The organism is Streptomyces griseocarneus, assembly GCF_014655595.1.
Lineage (GTDB): Bacteria > Actinomycetota > Actinomycetes > Streptomycetales > Streptomycetaceae > Streptomyces > Streptomyces griseocarneus.
Genome location: NZ_BNBL01000008.1, coordinates 162,663 through 180,378, shown reverse-complemented (window position 1 = coordinate 180,378; position 17,716 = coordinate 162,663). Strand labels below are relative to the sequence as shown.

Below are 17,716 nucleotides of genomic sequence, written 5' to 3'. Positions count from 1 at the left end.
CCAACTTTTTGTTATCTGCGGACCGACCCCCCGGTCTCCTAGGTGTCGGATCGAACGCCAATGTGGCGGGTGCGGAAAGAGGTGCGGGCGTGAAGAGTGTGAGCGTGGCCGTGATCGAGGCGGCGCGGGCCGGTGACACGGCGGCACAGGACGAGCTCGTCGCCACTCACCTGCCGTTGGTCTACAACATCGTCGGGCGGGCGCTCAACGGCCACGCGGACGTCGACGACGTCGTCCAGGACACCATGCTCCGCGTGATCAACGGCCTCGACGGCCTGCGCGATCCCGCGAGCTTCCGCTCCTGGCTCGTCGCGATCACCATGAACCAGATACGCAGCCACTGCCGGGAGCCCCGCCCCGAGGCTCCCGTCAGTGGACTGCAGGACGTGGTCGGCGAGGTCGCCGACCCCAAGGCCGACTTCGTCGACCTGACCATCGTGCGACTGGGCCTCGCGGGGCAGCGCAAGGAGGCCGCCGAGGCCACCCGCTGGCTCGACGAGGGCGAGCAGGAGGTCCTGTCGCTGTGGTGGCTGGAGGCCGCCGGCGAGCTGACGCGCGCCGAGGTCGCCTCCGCCCTCGAGCTCAGCCCGCAGCACGCCGCCGTGCGCATCCAGCGGACCAAGGCCCAGCTGGACATCGCCCGGGGCGTGGTCCAGGCGCTCGCCGCCCACCCCCGCTGCCCGCAGCTCGCCGAGACCACCGCCACCTGGGACGGCGTCCCCTCCGCACTGTGGCGCAAGCGCGTCGCCCGCCACGTGCGCGGCTGCGGCCGCTGCACCGGCGCCCTGGCCGTGCTCGTTCCCGCCGAGGGGCTGCTCGTCGGCCTCGGCCTGGTGCCCGTCGGGGGCGCGCTGCTCGGCTGGTGGCGCGGCGGCGCCGCGACGCTGCCGACCGAGTCGGTGGCCCACGCGGCGCCGATGGGCGGCCGCGCCCACGCCCGCCGCGCGGGCGGCCACGGCCGCCGGGCCGCCCGCGGCCACGGCCGCGGTGCCTCCCGCACGAACCGTACGACCCGGCGGGCCGCCGTCGGCGCCGGCGTACTGGCGCTCATAGCCGGCGGCGTACTCGGCGGCGGCTACCTCTTCCAGGACGAGTCCGAGCAGACCGTCGCGGCCGAGACGGACGCCGCCGGGAGCAGCCTGAAGCAGCTCAACGCCGCCGAGCCGTCGCCGCTGCGCGCCACCCCCTCGCAGTCCGCCAAGCCCAGCGCCTCGGCCTCGGCGAGCCCCTCGCCCAGCAGCTCGACGCCGGGGGCCAAGCCCTCCTCCAAGGCGTCCGAGTCCTCCGGAAGCGACGCCCCCGAGCGCACCGCGGCCGCGCCCAAGCCCACCCCGCGCAAGAGCAAGGCCCCGTCCGGCGGCGGCGGCCCCCTCGCCCAGCAGGTCGTCGACCTCGTGAACGCCGAGCGCGCGAAGGTGGGCTGCTCGCCGGTGACGGAGAACAGCCTCCTCGACGCCGCCGCCCAGGGCCACTCCGACGACATGGCCTCCCGCGGCTTCTTCGACCACACCAACCCCGACGGCAAGGGCCCCGGCGAGCGCGTCACCGCCGCCGGCTACCGGTGGAGCACCTACGGCGAGAACATCGCCTACGGGCAGCAGACCCCCGCCTCGGTCATGGACTCCTGGATGCACAGCGACGGCCACCGCAAGAACATCCTCAACTGCAGCTTCAAGGAGATCGGCATCGGCATCAACAAGGCCCCGGGCGGCCCGAGGTGGACCCAGGTCTTCGGAGCACGGTAGGCGCGGTAGGTGCGGTAGGCGCGGCGGGTCAGTCGGGGATCCGTCGCCACCGCCGCACCCAGCGGGGAAGGATCCGTAGCGGCACGAGCAGCCCCCACCAGTACTTCGCCGCGGTGGGGGAGGCCAGGGCGACGGGAATCGACGTGGCGAAGACGGCGGTCAGGGTCGCGTTGGCGTACAGCAGCCGCGCGACCCGCCGGGGCGATGCCTCCCCTATGCGCGGCGGCCCGGAGGCGCGCAGCCGCAGGGTCATGACGGTCAGCAGCGCGGCCGTCAGCGCGATGGCGGCGGCGTAGCCGGCCGTGGCCTCGGTGGTCCCGCCGTACTCACTGAGCAGCCGGGTGGGGAACGGCAGCGCGGCGATGACGGCCAGCAGCGCGAGCTCCAGGCGCACCGTCGCACGGTCGACCGCCACCATCAGGCTGAACAGCCGGTGGTGGGCGAGCCACAGCAGGCCGACGACGGTGAAGCTGAGCAGATACGCGTAGACCTTGACCAGCGTCTCGCCCAGCGCGTGGCCGAGCTGCCCGGCGTCGAGGCCCTCGGGGACGCGGATCTCCAGGGCCAGCAGCGTGATGGCGATGGCCGTCACCGCGTCGGCGAACGCCAGCAGCCGGTCCTTGCCAATGCCGTCCTTGTCGATTTGGTCCTTGTCGATCCGGTCCTTGTCAGTTCCGTCTTCGCCCGTGCCGTACGCGTCGCGCGTCACGACGAACAGCGTACGAAGGGTGACGAAGCGTCAATGTCGTTGCCCGGCAAACCGCCCGATCAGGTGATGCGTGCGACCGGGCTGGCCGTGCGACCGGGTGAGCCGGCCGTCGTCAGCTCCCGCGCCGGACTCCTCCCTTGACCGTGGCGCGGAGATACTCGCGGTTCATCGTGCTGATCGCCGTGAGCGGGATGCCCTTGGGGCAGGCGGTGGCGCACTCGCCGGTGTTGGTGCAGCCGCCGAAGCTCTGCGCGTCCATCGCGTCCACCATGCCGAGCACACGGGACTCGCGCTCCGGGGCTCCCTGCGGCAGGACGTTGAGGTGCACCACCTTCGCCGCCGTGAAGAGCATCGCCGAGCCGTTGGGGCACGCGGCCACGCACGCGCCGCAGCCTATGCACTCGGCGTGCTCGAAGGCGAGGTCAGCGACGGGCTTCGGCACGGGCGTGGCGTGGGCCTCGGGGGCCGAACCGGTGGGCGCGGAAACATAGCCGCCCGAGGCGATGACGCGGTCGAAGGCCGAACGGTCGACGACGAGGTCCTTGATCACGGGGAAGGCGGCCGCGCGCCACGGCTCGACGTCGATCGTGTCGCCGTCGCGGAAGTGCCGCATGTGGAGCTGGCAGGTGGTGGTGCGCTCGGGGCCGTGCGCCCGGCCGTTGATGACCATGCCGCACGCGCCGCAGATGCCCTCGCGGCAGTCGTGGTCGAAGGCGACGGGCTCGTCGCCGGCGAGGATGAGCTCCTCGTTGAGGTGGTCGAGCATCTCCAGGAAGGACATGTCCTCGCTGATGCCCGTGACCTCGTAGGTGGTCATGGCGCCGGGCCCGGCCGCGTCGCGCTGGCGCCAGATGCGCAGGGTGAGGTTCACGCGTAGCTCCGCTGGGTGGGGTGGACGTACTCGAAACGCAGGTCTTCCTTGTGCAGGACGGGCGCGGCGCCGGGGGAGGTGAACTCCCAGGCGGCCGCGTACGCGAACTCCTCGTCCCGGCGCTCCGCCTCGCCGTCGGGCGTCTGGCTCTCCTCGCGGAAGTGCCCTCCGCAGGACTCGGTGCGGTGCAGCGCGTCGAGGCACATCAGCTCGGCCAGTTCCAGGTAGTCGACGATCCGGTTCGCCTTCTCCAGCGACTGGTTGAGCTCCTCGCCCGACCCGGGCACCTTGATGCGCCGCCAGAACTCCTCCCGCAGCTGGGGTATCCGGTCCAGCGCCTTGCGCAGGCCGCTCTCCGTACGGGACATCCCGCACTCGTCCCACAGCAGCTCGCCCAGCTCGCGGTGGAAGGACTCCGGCGTACGGTCGCCGTCGTTGTCCAGCAGCCGGCGCAGGCGGGCGGTCACCTCCGCGACCGCCGCGGCCGCCGCCGGGTGGTCGTGCGGCACCTCGTCGTGGGGATGGCGGGCGAGATAGTCGTTGATGGTGGCGGGCAGGACGAAGTAACCGTCGGCCAGGCCCTGCATCAGGGCCGAGGCGCCCAGGCGGTTGGCGCCGTGGTCGGAGAAGTTGGCCTCGCCGATGGCGAAGAGGCCGGGGACGGTGGTCTGCAGGTCGTAGTCTACCCACAGGCCGCCCATCGTGTAGTGGATGGCGGGGTAGATGCGCATGGGCACCTCGTACGGATTCTCGGCGGTGATCCGCTCGTACATCTCGAAGAGGTTGCCGTACTTCGCCTCGACGGCCTCGCGGCCCATGCGCGCGATCGCGTCGGCGAAGTCGAGGTAGACGCCCTGGCCGCCGGGGCCCACGCCGCGCCCCTCGTCGCAGACGTTCTTGGCGGCGCGGGAGGCGATGTCGCGCGGGACGAGGTTGCCGAAGGCGGGGTAGATCCGCTCCAGGTAGTAGTCGCGCTCGTCCTCGGGGATCTCGGCCGGCGGGCGGGCGTCGCCCCGGGCCCTGGGCACCCAGATGCGGCCGTCGTTGCGCAGCGACTCGCTCATCAGCGTGAGCTTCGACTGGTGGTCGCCGGAGCGCGGGATGCAGGTGGGGTGGATCTGGGTGAAGCAGGGGTTGGCGAAGTACGCGCCGCGCCGGTGGGCGCGCCAGACGGCGGTGGCGTTGGAGTTCTTGGCGTTGGTCGAGAGGTGGAAGACGTTGCCGTAGCCGCCGCTGGCCAGGACCACGGCGTCGGCCATGTACGTGCCGACGCGGCCGGTGACGAGGTCGCGGGCGACGATGCCGCGCGCCCGCCCGTCGACGACGATCAGGTCGAGCATTTCGGTGCGGGCGTGCATCTCGACGCCGCCCGCGTCGATCTGGCGGCTGAGCGCCTGGTACGCGCCGAGCAGCAGCTGCTGCCCGGTCTGGCCGCGGGCGTAGAACGTCCTGGAGACCTGCACCCCGCCGAACGAGCGGGTGTCCAGCAGGCCGCCGTACTCGCGGGCGAAGGGCACGCCCTGTGCCACGCACTGGTCGATGATCTCCACCGAGATCTGCGCCAGGCGGTGCACGTTGGACTCGCGGGCGCGGAAGTCGCCGCCCTTGACGGTGTCGTAGAAGAGGCGGTGGACCGAATCGCCGTCGTTGCGGTAGTTCTTGGCGGCGTTGATGCCGCCCTGCGCGGCGATGGAGTGGGCGCGGCGCGGCGAGTCCTGGTAGCAGAACTGCACGACGCGATAGCCCTGTTCGGCCAGCGTCGCCCCCGCCGCGCCGCCGGCGAGGCCGGTGCCGACGACGATGACGGTGTGCTTGCGGCGGTTGGCCGGGTTGACCAGCTTCGCCTCGAAGCGGCGGCGGTCCCAGCGCTCGGCCACCGGCCCGCCGGGGGCCGCCGCGTCGACGAGCGGCTCGCCGGCGGAGTAGTGGAGATACTCGCTCATGTTCAGCTCACGACTCCTGTCAGAACACCGACGGGTACGGCGATGAAGCCGCAGGTCAACAGCGCCGCGAGGGCATTGGCGACGGCTTTGAGGGCCCGGTCGCGGCGGGGCGATCCCGCGCCCAGCGTCTGGGCGGCGCTCCAGAAGCCGTGCCGGATGTGCAGCCCGAGGGCGAGCATCGCGGCGATGTAGAAGGCGGAGACGTACCAGCGGTCGAAGGACGCGACGAGGTTCTCGTACGGGTGGCCCTCCTGCGCGTTGGGGTTCACGTCGAGGGTGGTCAGGTCGAGGACGTGCCAGACGATGAACAGGGCGAGGATCACCCCGCCCCAGCGCATGGTGCGGGTGGCGTAGCTGCTGCGGCGCGGCTTGTGCGCGTACTTCGCCGGACGCGCCGCCAGGTCGCGGCGGCTGAGCTGGTACGCGGCCACCCCGTGCAGGACGACCGAGATGCTCAGCGCCACCCGGGCGGTCCACAGGAACCACTCGCGGTGCAGGAACGGCTCGCCGATGGTGCGGATCCAGTGCCCGTAGTGGTTGAACTCCCCGGCGCCGAAGAACACCTTGAGGTTGCCCATCATGTGGGCGACCAGGTACGCCAGCATGACCAGGCCGGTGACGGCCATGACCGCCTTCTTGCCGACGGTCGAGCGCCACACGGAGCGGATGAGGGACGGAGGCCGGTCCGTCCGGGTCGCCAGTGCCATGCCGCCGACGCTAGGGCGGCCGCCCATGATGCGTCCAAGACATGATCGAGCTCGTTTCCATAGGCACCTCCTATCTATGGTGGTGGGGTGCAACTTCAGCAGCTCCGCTACTTCGCCACCGTCGCCGAGGCGCGGCACTTCACCCGGGCCGCGGAGGCCCTGCACGTCGCCCAGCCCTCGCTCTCCCAGCAGATCCGCGCGCTCGAGCGCGAGTTGGGCGCCGAGCTCTTCCACCGGGCCCGGGGCAACATCACCCTCACCGACGCCGGCGAGGCCCTGCTGCCGCTGGCCCGCCGCATCCTCGCCGACACCGAGACCGCACACCGCGAGGTGCAGGAGGTCGCCCAGCTGCGGCGCGGCCGGGTCAGGCTCGGTGCCCCGCCGAGCCTGTGCGCGAGCCTGGTGCCGGACGTGCTGCGCACGTACCACGCGCGCTTTCCCGGCATCGAGCTGCACGTCGACGAGGGCGGCTCGCAGGACCTGGTGCGCCGCCTGGCCGACGGCGGGCTCGACCTGGCGCTGATCATCACCCCGCTCGGCGTCGGTGCCCCGGCGCTGGTGACGACGGAGCTGCTGCAGGAGGACCTGGTGGTGGTCTCGGCCCCGTCCGGCCCCCCGCCCACGCGCCGGAGCCGCATCCGGGTGGGGGAGCTGCGGGACCTGCCGATGGTGATGTTCCGGCGGGGCTACGACCTGCGGGAGATCACCACCGCCGCGTGCCGTGCGGCGGGCTTCGAACCCTCCTTCACCGTCGAGGGCGGCGAGATGGACGCCGTCCTGGGCTTCGTCCGTGCGGGTCTCGGGCTCGCCGTCGTCCCCGGCATGGTCGCGGCCCGTTCCGGCCTGCGCGTCACCCCCTTCGAGGGCGACCGCATGCGCCGTACCGTGGCCGTCGCGCACCGCAAGGACGCGCCGCCCCCGCGCGCGGCCCGCGAGCTGCGGCGGGTGCTCCTCGAGCACCTGGGCACGGGGTGAGCGCCCGAGGTGGAGGAAGGGCGTGACCGGCTGGGGGCCGGAGCTCAGCCCTCGGACAGATCGGCGTTGACGATCGCGCGGAGCGCGGCGAGATGGGACCGGTAGGCCGCCCGGCCCTCCTTGGTCAGGCGCAGCCACACCCGCTGCCGGGTGTCGCGCACGGCCCGCCGCTGCTCGACGTAGCCGGCGTCGGACAGCACCGTGACGTGCTTGCTCAGCACGGACGGGCTCACGCCGAGCGTCTCGCGGATCGTCGCGAACTCGATCTCCTCGACGGCGTCCAGCGCGGCGCAGATCCTCAGCCGGTTCGGGGCGTGGATCGTCTCGTTGAAGCCGTCTTCGGGAGCGGTCACTATGCGGGTATGCCCTTCGTGCGGGAGTGCCTTTCCAGTCCCAGGATGCCCCCTCCGACCAGCAGCGCGGCCGGCACCCAGACCCAGGGCATGTCGGCCTGGCTGTCCACGACGAGCGCGGCCACGTACACCGCCCCGCCGATGAGCGCGCCGACAGCTATCTGACGCCCGGTCTCCGGGGTGGCCCGGTGCATGACGCCCATCTTGCGCACCTGCACGACCACGAACGTCATCATGCCCACGAACAGGACGCCCAGGGCGGTGATGTCGAACGGGTCGGGCAGCAGATTGGTGAGGAAGATCCCGATCACGAACGCGGCCAGCGTGGGCTGGTACCACCGCCCGGGCGAGATCGCCCCGACCGCCGCCTTGGCCTCCTCCGCGAGCGCCAGGGACTGCGCGGCACTCTCCCGCGAGGGCATGGACGGGCCGGACGGCCGCGAGTTCTCATCAGTTGCCATGACGGAAAGTGAAGCACGCTGTTTCCGTCATGGCAACTGTAGATTTTCCGCTGTGGAAAACGTGTCGGCGTGAGAGCGCTCGTGGATCCCGTGAACCCGGCGACGCCCCCGCCACGCGCACCCCTTGGCGTGAACGGACGCACCACCGTCATCTCGGGCGCGTAGGCTCGGCGGACGTCACGCCTGTCGCAGTGGCCCAGGAGAGGATCCATGTCCGAGCAGCACGTCGGCGCCCCCGATGCGCCGCTGATTCCCATGCCGCCGATCACCCCCGCCGCGCTCCGGGCCGCGATCGCGCAGATCGCCCCCGCCCACCTGCCGTCCTTCGTCAAGCATCTCGATCAGGCTGTGGAGCAGGCCGCGGCGCAGAGCACCATCGCTCCTCTGCGTACGTTTCTGCAGCAGTGGGGGCGGTTCGTGGCGATCCAGCGCTTCCCGGCTCGCGCCGCCCGGCTCCGCGCCCTGGAAGACGCCGCGGCGGAGGCGACGGATCGTGAGGAAGTCGGCAGGCTGGTCAGCGGGATGATGGAGATCATCGACGAGGCGGACCGTGAGGCCTCTTCGTGAGCGATGCCTGGAGCTGGGACTACGTTCCGAGTGGCGAGCACGTGGTGGACGGCTTGCCCGCGGAGGTGGTGGCCGAGGTGGAGCGCCTGGCCGAGCAGCTCGCGGTGCTCGGCCCCGATGCCCTGCACGTGGGCAGTGGCCGGCTCGACGGAGGGGGCCTGCGCGCCCTGGATATTTTCGGCGGCCGTGGCTTCTTCATGTTCCTCGCCCATGAACGCCTTCGTCTGGTAGCGATCACCCAGGTCACCTGGACCGGTTGAGCACCTGGCGAGCAGCTCGCGGCGCTCAGCCCCACAGCGCCTGCCCCGCCGTCACCCCCGCGAAGGCCGCGCCCACCCCGCACGTCACGCTCGCGGCCGCGTTCAGGGCGGCGTAGCCGCGCGCCCCGTCCTCGGCGAGGCGGAGCGTTTCGTAGGAGAAGGTGGAGTACGTGGTCAGGGCCCCGCACAGGCCTGTGCCCAGGAGGAGGCGCAGGTGCTCGTCCGGGAGGGCGCCGGTCAGGAGGCCGAGGACGAAGCAGCCCGCCGCGTTGACCACGAAGGTCCCCCAGGGGAAGACGGAATCGTGGCGGGACTGGACGAAACGGTCGGTGAGGTAGCGCAGAGGGGCGCCGGCCATGGCGCCGGCGATGACGAGGAGCCAGTTCACGCGGGCGTCTCCGGCGGGATCTCGACCTCGTCGAGGGTGATCAGGGGCCCCGGCCCCTTCCCGGTCAGCTCCCGCAGGACCGGCAGGAAGGCCCGTACGCGCTCGGCCGTGTCCACGATCACCACCGCCACCGGCAGGTCCTCGCTCAGCGAGAGCAGCCGGGAGGTGTGGATCCGTGACGAGGTACCGAAGCCCTCGATGCCGCGGAAGACGCTCGCGCCCGCCAGGCCGGCCGCGTGGGCGCGGTGGACGATCTCGGAGTAGAGCGGGCGGCCGCCCAGGCCGCCCGAGCCCGCCGCCGTGTCCGACTCGCCGACGTAGGCCGTCAGGCGCAGCGCCTTGCGGGGTGCGGGCGTCATCGGGTCCTCCGGGTGATCAGGCGGCGGGTCGCCGTCGCCGCCGTCCACACCGCCGCCATCGCCGCGCAGAGCGTGGCGGCCGCGTAGGCCGCCGCCGTGCCCGCGTGGCCGTCACGCACCAATTCCTCGATGTCCACCGCGTACGTGGAGAAGGTCGTGAAGCCCCCCAGCACCCCCGTTCCCAGGAACGGGCGCGCCAGCCGGTGCGGGGTGCCCGCCTCGGCGATGGTCACCAGCAGCACTCCGATCAGCGCGCACCCGACCGCGTTGACCAGCAACGTCGTCCAGGGGAAGGTGCCGTTCGCCGTCGGCCACAGGAGCCCGGCGCCGTAGCGCGCGGCCGCTCCCGCAGCGCCGCCCAGCGACACCGCGCAGAGCACCGGCCACTGCCCCGGCGTCCCGCGCCGTCGCGCGGGCGCGGGCGCCGCGCCCGCCCGCGCCACCGCGCCCGGCCGTGTCGTACCCATCGCCTCAGGCTAGCCCAGCGCGTCCCGCGCCCCCGGTCGGCCGGGCCTCAGCCCGCCGGGCCCGCCACCGCGGCGAGGCAGGCCTCCGCCCGGTCGGCGTCCATGAGCCACTCTTGGTAGTCGGCCGGGTCCGCGAAGCCGTTGACGTAGCGGTGGGCCAGCTCGGGGTGCCGGGCGGCGGCCGCCAGGACGTGCTGGACGTGTTCGGGCAGCGGCGCGTCCAGCACCATGTTGGTGAAGGCCGTGGTGTGCCGGGCGTGGTCCCACCAGCCGGCGAACGTCTCGTGCATCCACGCCCGGTCGAACGGCCGATCGCCCCGCTCCAGCACCGAGCCCAGGTAACGCTCCGCGCACCGCGCGGCGTTGTTCGCCCCCTGACCGGTGATCGGATCGTTGAGGACGACGGCGTCCGCCATGCCGAGGACGTACGCCCCCGGGGCGACCTCCGCCACCGGATGCCGCACCACCGGCGTCAGGCTGCCGGTCAGCCACGCCCCCGGGTCCGTCGGCTCGGCGCGGGCGAACAGTTCGTACTCCCAGGGCGCGTACGTACGCAGCAGCTCCAGCGAGCGCCGCAGCGTCGCCTCCGGACCCGAGACGTCGCCCCAGCAGTCGAACGGGCCGCCCGGATGCCCCTCCCACAGCAGGATCACGCACGGCCCGGAGCCCGTGAGCGCCGGCAGCACGAAGAACTCCCCGGCCTCCGGGAACCCCCACATCCGCAGATAGGACGGCGGCAGCCCGGGATCCGGCGCGGCACCGTGCAGGTAGACGCAGGCCAGCGTGCGCTTGGGGCCGGCGTACGGGCTGTGCCGGTCGTCGCGGCCGAAGACCTGCCCGAGCGGTCCGTGCCCGGCGGCGACCACCGTCAGGTCATGACCGGCGGCCAGCGCCGCCAGGTCCTCCGGAGCGGCCTCCCGGTACTCCACCCGGCCGCCGCGGTGCTCGAACAGCTCCAGCCAGTGCGCGGTCTTCACCCGCTGGTCGACGGACTGGGCCGGCTCGTCGAGGGCGGCGGTGATGGTCCGCTCCGGGACGGGCACGCCCGGTGGGTCCACCGGACCGATCCGCAGGCCGTCGATCCGCGGTGTCAGCTCGTCCCACATGTTCAGGGCCGCCGACCGCTCCAGGGCGAGCGCCGGCCCGTACATCAGCTGGGTGGACATCACCCGCCCGCCGCGCACGCCGTCGGGCGTGCGCGCCGAGACCACGGTCACCTCGTAGCCCCCGGCCGCCTGCAGTCCCAGGGCCAGCTGCAGTCCCGCCTGGCCCGCGCCGACGATCGCAATCCTGCGCATGGTTGCCTCCGAAAACCGGATCCCGTGGCTCGCCCCCGATGTAACCGTCCACGGCGCACGCTGTACAGACGGCACGCGAGTGGTGCCCCAACCGTCACCCCGGTTCCGGGGATGGCAGGAAACCGGCGCTTTCGGCGCGCTGTGCCGGGGTAGTCGTCTGGCCGGTCACCTTCCGCCGTCTTCCGCTTCCGAGAACCGTCGAGAACGGAGCCACCCGCCCGTCGGGGTCGGTGAAGGCCGCAGCCGATCCATGGAGATACACGATGACGAAGCAACCCCAGCCGCCCCAACCGGTGGCGCCTCGTACGGTGTCGCCCCGGCTCCAACGGGCGAGAATGCTCGACCGGGTCGAGGAACGGCTGCGCACCGTCCTCGACGAGGAGCACCACCGCTGGCGCACCGCGGACGCGCGCGGTGCCGGACTCGTCGAGTCCCTCGCGGAATTCGTGGCGGCGGGCGGGGACCGGGCCCGCCCCCTGGTCTTCCTCACCGGCTACCTCGCGGCCGGCGGCGACCCGGACGCCTCCTGGGCCGTCGACGCGGCGGCGGCTCTCGAACTCCTGGACACCTGCACCCTCATACGGAGCGACGTCCGCGACAACGCCGCCCTGCGCCGGGGCATGCCCACCCTCCACGTCAGCCGCGCCGCCGAACACGAGCGCGGCGGCTGGGCGGGCGAGGCCCGGCGCTTCGGGGAGTCCACCGCCACCCTCGCCGGGGACCTCGCCCTCGCCCACGCCGACCGCCTCATGGCCCCGCTGCCCGCCGAGGCCCGGCGGATCTGGGACGAGCTGCGCACGGAACGGGCGATCGGCTCCTACAGCCACCACGCCATGACCGCCGAATACCTCGACGACCCCTGGCCCGGGCGCTGCGTGACCGGCTGCGACCTGGGCTGCACCGCCGGGTGGTACGCCCTGCGCCACCCACTGCGGCTGGGCGCGGCGCTCGCCGGGCGGCCGGACCTCGACGGCCCCTACGAGGCGTACGCCCGGCCGCTGCACGCCGCGTGGCGGCTGCGGGGGTTCCTCGACGGCGGCCCGGAGTACGCGTGGGACGCGCAGCTGCTGCGGGAGATCCTGCTGGAGCCGGAGGAGCACGACGTGGCCGAGGAGCTCATCCAGGAGCTCGTCGAGCGCGCCTGCCGCACCGCGGAGTCGCTGTCGCTGGCCGCCGGCTGGGGCGAGGAGCTGGCCGCGTTCGCCGACCGGGTCGCGTCGCAGGAGGGGTGAGCGCCGGCAGCGGCACGACGCCCGGCGTCCCTCCCGGCGGGGGCGCCAGGCGTCCTACCGGCAGGGGCGCCAGGTGTCCTTCCAGGGGGCGCCGGGTGTCACGGCCGGGGCGTCACGATCAGGCCGTCGCGGGCACGGCGATGGCCGTCACGATCAGGCCGTCGCGCACCCGCCAGCGGCCGCTGAAGCCCGCCAGCCGGTTCCCGGTCGCCGCCAGCAGCGGCGCCGGGTCGAGCAGCCGGGCCGTGAAGGTCTCCGCCCCGGGGTCCACCTCCACCACGGCGTCCTCGAAGTCGAGCCAGAGGCCGGTGAGCGGGAACCACGCCTTGTAGACGCTCTCCTTGGCGCTGAACACCAGCCGGTCCCAGCACACGCCGGGCTGCCGGGCGGCCAGCCGCGCCAGCTGCTCCCGCTCCTCGGGGCGCGTGACCAGCGCGCGCACCCCGGCGTTGGGCAGGGGCTCGTGGGGTTCCGCGTCCAGTCCTATGGTCATCACGTCGCGGGCGTGCGCGACCGCCGCCGCGCGGTAGCCCTCGCAGTGCGTCATGCTGCCGATGACCCCCGTCGGCCACCGGGGCGCGCCGCGCTGTCCGGGCAGGATGGGGGAGGGGGCGTGGCCCAGCCTCCCCAGTGCGGTGCGGGCGCAGGCCCGTACCGTCGTGAACTCCCTGCGCCGCTTGTCCACCGCCTTGGCCAACAGCGCCTCCTCCTCGGGGAAGAGCGCCGGAAGGTCCACCGGGTCGTGGAAGGACTCGACGGACTCGACCGCCGCCGGGAGCAGTGCGCCGATCAGTTCCGCCGGCCGTGAGGCGGCCCGGGACATCTCACCGTGATTCACGGAAGGAACCCTGCCAGCCCGGGAGCCGGTGCGGAAACCCCCATTTCTGTTCATCGGTGCGCATCGGTATCACCCGGACGCTTCATGAACGAAACCTTTGCGACCCCCAAACGTTGATCCGGGCTCCCGGCCGTCACCGACCGGGTGCTCGTCCCGTACGACCAAGCAAAGGTGTCTCCCCATGTCTCGTATCGCCAAGGCAGCAGTCGTCACCGCCGCCGTGGGCGCCACTCTCGCCGGCGTGGCCGGCGGCGCGGTCGCCGACTCCGGAGCCAAGGGTGTGGCGGCCGGTTCTCCCGGTGTCATCTCGGGCAACGTCATCCAGGTGCCGATCCACATCCCGATCAACCTCTGCGGCAACTCCATCGACATCGTCGGCCTGCTGAACGCGGCCTCCGGGAACGTCTGCGTCAACAGCTGACCGGTGACCGTCCGACGCGGTTGATGCACGGCTCCGGGACGCTCCCCGGCCCGGAACCGTCCCGTATGGCGCCCCCGACGCTCCGTCGGCGGGCGCCATACGCCGTTCCGCGCCCGGCCCGTAGGATCACTCCTCCCGGCCGCGGAGGGGGCGGAACCGGGTGGGACCGGGCGAGTTGGGGGCTGGGGCGTCATGGGTGACGGCAACGACAACACCATCGGGGGCGGCACGTTCCACGGCACCGTCGTGCAGGCGCGGAACGTCCACTACCACTCCACCGCTCCCACGAGGCGGGCACCGCGGCTGCTGGACGCCGCACCGGAGGTGTTCGTCGACCGCGATCCGGTCTTCGAGATCCTCGCGCAAGCGGCCGCCGAACGGGCCGGCCGCACCGCGCCGTTGGTCGTGGTGGTCACCGGACTGCCCGGCATGGGAAAGACCGCCACCGCCCTGCGCTGGCTGCACCAGCTCGCCGCCGACTTCCCCGGCGGCCACCTCCAGGCCGACATGAGCCCCCAGGGCCCCCTCAGGCCCCGTGACCCGGTCGCTGTACTCGAGGGCTTCGTACGGGAACTGGCCGACCGTCAGGACGACCGGCCGGCCGGCCCGGACGAGCTCGCGGCGCACTACCGCTCGCTGACCGCGGACGCGCCCGCCCTCGTCCTCCTCGACAACGTGGTCACCGCCGGCCAGGTGCGCCCCCTGCTGCCCGGCCACCCCGAGAGCGTGGTCGTCGTCACCAGCCGCTCCCCGCTCACCGGCCTGCGGGCCTCGCATCCGCGCACCCTGGCGGTGCCGCTGCGGGCGCTGGACGCGGCGGCGGGCGCCGACCTCTTCCACGCCGTGGCGGGCCGCCCGGACGTCCTGGACCGGCCGGCCCTGGAGGACGTCCTGAGCGCCTGCGCCGGGCTGCCCCTGGCCGTACGGATCGCGGGCGCCCGCGCGGGTGAACTCCTCGATTCCGGGGAGGATCCGGCCGTACTCGCCCGCGAACTCATCGACCGCCGCACCCGTCTGGAGGCGCTCGCCGTGCCGGACGACCTCTCCGTCCCCCAGGTCTTCGACGCCGCCCACGCCTCCCTGCCGGAGGGGGCGGCCGCGCTCTACCGGGCCCTGGGCGCGCACCCGACGCCCGAGTTCTCGCGCGAGCTCGTGCGGCACGTGGCCGACGGACTGGACGCCGACGCGGAAGCCGACGTCCGGACGCTCGTACGCGAGGGGCTGCTGGAACCGGCCGGCACGGGACGGCTGCGGATGCACCGGCTCGTCCACGACCACGCGCGGGCCGCCGCCACGAGCGCGGAGGACGAGGCGGCGGCGGGGTGGTACACCGACTGGTACCTGCGGCGGGCCGCCGCCGTCGAGCGGCTCACCTCCGCCCGGTGGCGCTACGGACCGCTCTTCGCCGGGCCGGAAGGCGCCGGGCCCGAGAGCGCCGGCCCCGAGAGCGCCGGGCACGACTTCCGGGACGCCGAGGAGGCGCTGGACGCCCTGGAGGCCGACCGCGCCAACGTGGTGGCCGTGGCCGAACTCGCCCATGCCACGCACCGCTACGCCCAGACCTGGCAGCTGTGCGAGGCCCTGCGCGGATTCTTCTTCCGGCGCAAGTACCACGCGGACTGGATCGCCGTCTGCGAGCTGGGCCTGGCCGCGGCCGAGCGGTGCGACGACCCCCTCGCCGTGGCCCGTACGCACCTGGAGCTGGCCTTCGCCTGCGCCGACGCACGGGACGGGCGGGCCGCGGAGCACTACCGGCACGCCCTGCGGCTGGCCTCGGCCGCCGGGCACGCGCGTACCGTGTCGTCCGCGCTGGAGGGGCTGGGGCTGCTGGCGCTGGCCGCGGACGATCCCGCCGCGGCCGCCGGGCACTTCGCGCGCGCGGTGGAGGCGCTGGACGGCATCGACCACCCGCGGGGCCGGGCCCTGCTGACCCTGCACCTCGGGCGGGCGCGCAGCGCCGAGCGCCGCCACGAGGAGGCGGCGGGCCTGCTGCTGCGCGCCCGCCAGCTCTTCGCGGCGCTACCGGATCCCTTCAACGAGGCCAAGGCGCTGTGGCACTACGCGCGTGCACGCGTGCGTGCCGATCGGTCCGACGAGGCGGTCGCCCCGCTGGACGAGGCGGCCGGGCTGATGCGGACGTGCGGCGCCCCGGAGGAGCAGGCCGGGATCCTGCTGCTGCGGGGCGACGTCGCGGCCGGTCGCGGCGAGCGGGAGGCCGCCGAGGCGGACTGGCGGACGGCGGCGGAGCTGTACGCGCGAGTGGGCAGCCCGTCGGCGCGCACGGCGCGGGAACGGCTGGGCGGCTGAGGTCAGCCCGCCGGGCGCTCCGTCCCGTGCCCCGCCCCGTGCTCCGTCCTGCGTTCGAGGACGAAGGAGGAACCGGCCACGGTCACCGCGAGCCGGTCGCCGTCCGGCATCGTGTACAGCGCCGACGCGGCGACGGCGACGGCGTGCGGCGGCGCCGCGCCCGCCCACCGGGCCGTCGTCCGCCCGCCGTCCCGCGTGAACGCGACGCAGCCGTCCGCCCCTTCACCGGCGAAGGCCGCCAGCCAGCACCCCGGATGCCCCCGGAAAACCCGCTCGGCGGCCTCCCGGAACGTTTCGCCGGGCGCCGGCGGGCGGGCCAGCACGATGTCGGCCGTGCGGGACCAGCGGGGGTCGGGCTCGCCCTCGGCCGCCACGAGGTGGGGGTCGGGCAGATGGCCGGTGAGCGCGCCCTGCAGGCCGGCGGGGTAGCGGCGGAGCTCCAGCCTTCCGCCGGCGGTGGTACGGGCGTCGGCGTACGCGGCAGGGGGCACCGGCTCGTGGCGCTCGGCCGGGAGCGGCAGGGGCAGGGCGACGGGACGGGGAACGGCCGGCTGCTCCGGCTCGGACAGTTCCATGCGCGAGTAGTACAGGCGGCGCAGCAGCTCGGCCGACCGCATGGGCCGGGAGGTGACCAGCGCGCCGATGCCGTCGAGCCGTTCGTCGCCGGCCCGGCCGGCGGCCGCACGGGCGAGCTGCCGCTCCAGGGGGACGTCCGGCGCCACGCGCTCCAGCGCCGCGCCCAGCCGGTCCATGGGCGATCCCTGCGCCACCACCTCCTCCCCGAACGCGCCGAGCAGCCCGGGCACCCCGAGCGCGGCCGCGTACAGGGTCAGCGAGCCGTGGTCGCCGACGAACGCGTCGGCCGCCACGAGCGCCGCCTTCCAGACGTCGGTCTCCGGTGACGGCAGGATGAGCCCGGACCGCAGGAACGGCGCCAGCCACGCGCGCAGCTGCCAGCCGCCGTGCCCGTACCAGACGTTGGGATGCACGGCGGCCAGGACGCGGTACTCGTCGGACGGCAGCTCGGCGAGCGCGCGGCGCACGAGGTCCATGTTCGCGCCGAGGAGGGAGTACGGGCCCCAGGTCGAGGTGAGGACCAGCAGCTTCTGCCCGGGGCGCAGGCCGAGCGCCGCGCGGTACTCCTCCCGGAAGGGGAGCGAGGCGCGGAGCCGGTCCATGCAGGGGTCTCCGGCGACGACGGACAGGGGCACGGCCTCGGGACAGCCGCGGCGCAGGCGCTCGCGCTGTTCGTCGTGGGAGAGGACGATGGCGGAGGGAATCAACTCACCGTCGTGAGTGAGCCATTCGGCATCAAGGCCAAAGGCTTCGGACTTCCGGTTTCCGGTTTCCGGTTTCCGGTTTCCGGTTTCCGGTTTCCGGTTTCCGGTGCAAGTATTTATTGTATCCGGCGCCGTGCGGGGCGCCGACGAGCGGTGCGTCGATCTTCTGCAGTTCGCCGCCCCGGCTGCTGCTCACGGCGAGGTCGAATTTCTCCCCCAGGGCCGTCTCCCAGGATATGTACGGCAGTTCGCGGGCGGTCGTGAATTCCCGTATCCCCGCCTCGAACGCCGACGATCCCGTGCACGTGAAGACGACCTGTACGCGCGGGTCGCCCTCGAACGGCTCCAGTAGGTCCAACAGCCGTGTCGCGGAGGTGACGTTGTGGATGACGCCCAGGACCGTGCGCACGGGCGAGGCGGTCGTCCAGCGCGCGGCGTCGTTCCTCAACGGGACGTACGAGACCCGGGATGCTCCTGCGTCCGGCACCGCCGCTCCTTGATCTCGCCCGCTCCGTCCCCGCAGACGATACCGGCC

The 17,716-nt window shown here is 73.5% G+C and carries 20 protein-coding genes; 7 read left to right on the top strand and 13 right to left on the bottom strand.

Going from position 1 to position 17,716, the window contains the following annotated elements:
- Nucleotides 1-89 precede the first annotated feature (89 nt).
- Nucleotides 90-1,745, top strand: a complete 1,656-nt coding sequence (locus IE295_RS21245) for a sigma-70 family RNA polymerase sigma factor (RefSeq protein WP_190065292.1) — start codon at nucleotides 90-92, stop codon at nucleotides 1,743-1,745.
- A gap of 28 nt (nucleotides 1,746-1,773) precedes the next feature.
- Here IE295_RS21245 and IE295_RS21240 read toward each other — a convergent pair whose 3' ends face one another.
- The 4 genes from IE295_RS21240 to IE295_RS21225 form a co-directional block, all read right to left on the bottom strand.
- Nucleotides 1,774-2,454 carry a TMEM175 family protein gene (locus IE295_RS21240; protein ID WP_224323328.1) on the bottom strand — a complete coding sequence of 227 codons (681 nt, stop codon included), beginning with the start codon at nucleotides 2,452-2,454 and terminating at the stop codon, nucleotides 1,774-1,776.
- A 112-nt stretch (nucleotides 2,455-2,566) separates the two neighbouring features.
- Complete coding sequence (locus IE295_RS21235) at nucleotides 2,567-3,325, bottom strand: succinate dehydrogenase/fumarate reductase iron-sulfur subunit (RefSeq protein ID WP_190065291.1); 759 nt, start codon at nucleotides 3,323-3,325, stop codon at nucleotides 2,567-2,569.
- Nucleotides 3,322-5,268, bottom strand: a complete 1,947-nt coding sequence (locus tag IE295_RS21230) for a fumarate reductase/succinate dehydrogenase flavoprotein subunit (protein WP_190065290.1) — start codon at nucleotides 5,266-5,268, stop codon at nucleotides 3,322-3,324. The genes IE295_RS21235 and IE295_RS21230 overlap by 4 nt, the downstream gene beginning before the upstream one ends.
- Before the next feature lie 2 nt (nucleotides 5,269-5,270).
- Nucleotides 5,271-5,975: a succinate dehydrogenase cytochrome b subunit gene (locus IE295_RS21225; RefSeq protein WP_190065289.1), complete on the bottom strand. Its 705-nt coding sequence runs from the start codon at nucleotides 5,973-5,975 to the stop codon at nucleotides 5,271-5,273.
- Between the two features lie 87 nt (nucleotides 5,976-6,062).
- On the opposite strand from IE295_RS21225, the gene IE295_RS21220 reads away from it, so the two are divergent.
- Entirely contained in the window at nucleotides 6,063-6,950 is an 888-nt protein-coding gene (locus tag IE295_RS21220) for a LysR family transcriptional regulator (RefSeq protein WP_190065288.1), read from the top strand.
- A gap of 44 nt (nucleotides 6,951-6,994) precedes the next feature.
- Here IE295_RS21220 and IE295_RS21215 read toward each other — a convergent pair whose 3' ends face one another.
- Together IE295_RS21215 and IE295_RS21210 are read right to left on the bottom strand one after the other, a co-directional pair.
- Entirely contained in the window at nucleotides 6,995-7,303 is a 309-nt protein-coding gene (locus IE295_RS21215) for a transcriptional regulator (protein WP_224323329.1), read from the bottom strand.
- Nucleotides 7,303-7,764 carry a hypothetical protein gene (locus tag IE295_RS21210; RefSeq protein ID WP_190065450.1) on the bottom strand — a complete coding sequence of 154 codons (462 nt, stop codon included), beginning with the start codon at nucleotides 7,762-7,764 and terminating at the stop codon, nucleotides 7,303-7,305. The genes IE295_RS21215 and IE295_RS21210 overlap by 1 nt, the downstream gene beginning before the upstream one ends.
- Before the next feature lie 210 nt (nucleotides 7,765-7,974).
- Here IE295_RS21210 and IE295_RS21205 point away from each other — a divergent pair, with 210 nt between their 5' ends.
- Both IE295_RS21205 and IE295_RS21200 read left to right on the top strand, forming a co-directional pair.
- A complete protein-coding gene (locus IE295_RS21205) occupies nucleotides 7,975-8,331 on the top strand; it encodes a DUF6247 family protein (RefSeq protein ID WP_190065287.1) in 357 nt (118 codons plus the stop codon).
- The gene (locus IE295_RS21200; RefSeq protein WP_190065286.1) at nucleotides 8,328-8,591 is read left to right on the top strand and encodes a hypothetical protein; all 264 of its coding nucleotides are present in this window, start codon (nucleotides 8,328-8,330) and stop codon (nucleotides 8,589-8,591) included. Before IE295_RS21205 ends, IE295_RS21200 begins: the two co-directional genes overlap by 4 nt.
- Before the next feature lie 25 nt (nucleotides 8,592-8,616).
- Here IE295_RS21200 and crcB read toward each other — a convergent pair whose 3' ends face one another.
- Genes crcB through IE295_RS21180 form a run of 4 tightly spaced genes read right to left on the bottom strand, consistent with a single transcriptional unit; the run spans nucleotide 8,617 to nucleotide 11,103 of the window.
- On the bottom strand, nucleotides 8,617-8,979 hold the full coding sequence (crcB, locus tag IE295_RS21195) for a fluoride efflux transporter CrcB (RefSeq protein WP_190065285.1): 363 nt from the start codon (nucleotides 8,977-8,979) through the stop codon (nucleotides 8,617-8,619).
- Entirely contained in the window at nucleotides 8,976-9,338 is a 363-nt protein-coding gene (locus IE295_RS21190) for a DUF190 domain-containing protein (RefSeq protein ID WP_190065284.1), read from the bottom strand. Before IE295_RS21190 ends, crcB begins: the two co-directional genes overlap by 4 nt.
- A complete protein-coding gene (locus IE295_RS21185) occupies nucleotides 9,335-9,805 on the bottom strand; it encodes a fluoride efflux transporter FluC (protein ID WP_190065283.1) in 471 nt (156 codons plus the stop codon). The genes IE295_RS21190 and IE295_RS21185 overlap by 4 nt, the downstream gene beginning before the upstream one ends.
- Nucleotides 9,806-9,852: 47 nt before the next feature.
- Nucleotides 9,853-11,103 carry a styrene monooxygenase/indole monooxygenase family protein gene (locus tag IE295_RS21180; protein ID WP_190065282.1) on the bottom strand — a complete coding sequence of 417 codons (1,251 nt, stop codon included), beginning with the start codon at nucleotides 11,101-11,103 and terminating at the stop codon, nucleotides 9,853-9,855.
- A 263-nt stretch (nucleotides 11,104-11,366) separates the two neighbouring features.
- Here IE295_RS21180 and IE295_RS21175 point away from each other — a divergent pair, with 263 nt between their 5' ends.
- Complete coding sequence (locus tag IE295_RS21175) at nucleotides 11,367-12,335, top strand: polyprenyl synthetase family protein (RefSeq protein WP_224323330.1); 969 nt, start codon at nucleotides 11,367-11,369, stop codon at nucleotides 12,333-12,335.
- A 118-nt stretch (nucleotides 12,336-12,453) separates the two neighbouring features.
- Here the strand turns inward: IE295_RS21175 and IE295_RS21170 are convergent, their stop codons facing one another.
- A complete protein-coding gene (locus tag IE295_RS21170) occupies nucleotides 12,454-13,128 on the bottom strand; it encodes a 4'-phosphopantetheinyl transferase family protein (protein ID WP_190065427.1) in 675 nt (224 codons plus the stop codon).
- A gap of 226 nt (nucleotides 13,129-13,354) precedes the next feature.
- On the opposite strand from IE295_RS21170, the gene IE295_RS21165 reads away from it, so the two are divergent.
- Entirely contained in the window at nucleotides 13,355-13,594 is a 240-nt protein-coding gene (locus IE295_RS21165) for a chaplin (RefSeq protein WP_190065281.1), read from the top strand.
- A 192-nt stretch (nucleotides 13,595-13,786) separates the two neighbouring features.
- On the top strand, nucleotides 13,787-15,901 hold the full coding sequence (locus IE295_RS21160; protein ID WP_190065280.1) for an NB-ARC domain-containing protein: 2,115 nt from the start codon (nucleotides 13,787-13,789) through the stop codon (nucleotides 15,899-15,901).
- A gap of 2 nt (nucleotides 15,902-15,903) precedes the next feature.
- Here the strand turns inward: IE295_RS21160 and IE295_RS21155 are convergent, their stop codons facing one another.
- Both IE295_RS21155 and IE295_RS21150 read right to left on the bottom strand, forming a co-directional pair.
- Nucleotides 15,904-17,184: a hypothetical protein gene (locus IE295_RS21155; protein ID WP_190065279.1), complete on the bottom strand. Its 1,281-nt coding sequence runs from the start codon at nucleotides 17,182-17,184 to the stop codon at nucleotides 15,904-15,906.
- 28 nt (nucleotides 17,185-17,212) lie between these two features.
- Complete coding sequence (locus tag IE295_RS21150) at nucleotides 17,213-17,668, bottom strand: hypothetical protein (RefSeq protein ID WP_190065278.1); 456 nt, start codon at nucleotides 17,666-17,668, stop codon at nucleotides 17,213-17,215.
- Between the last annotated feature and the right edge of the window lie 48 nt (nucleotides 17,669-17,716).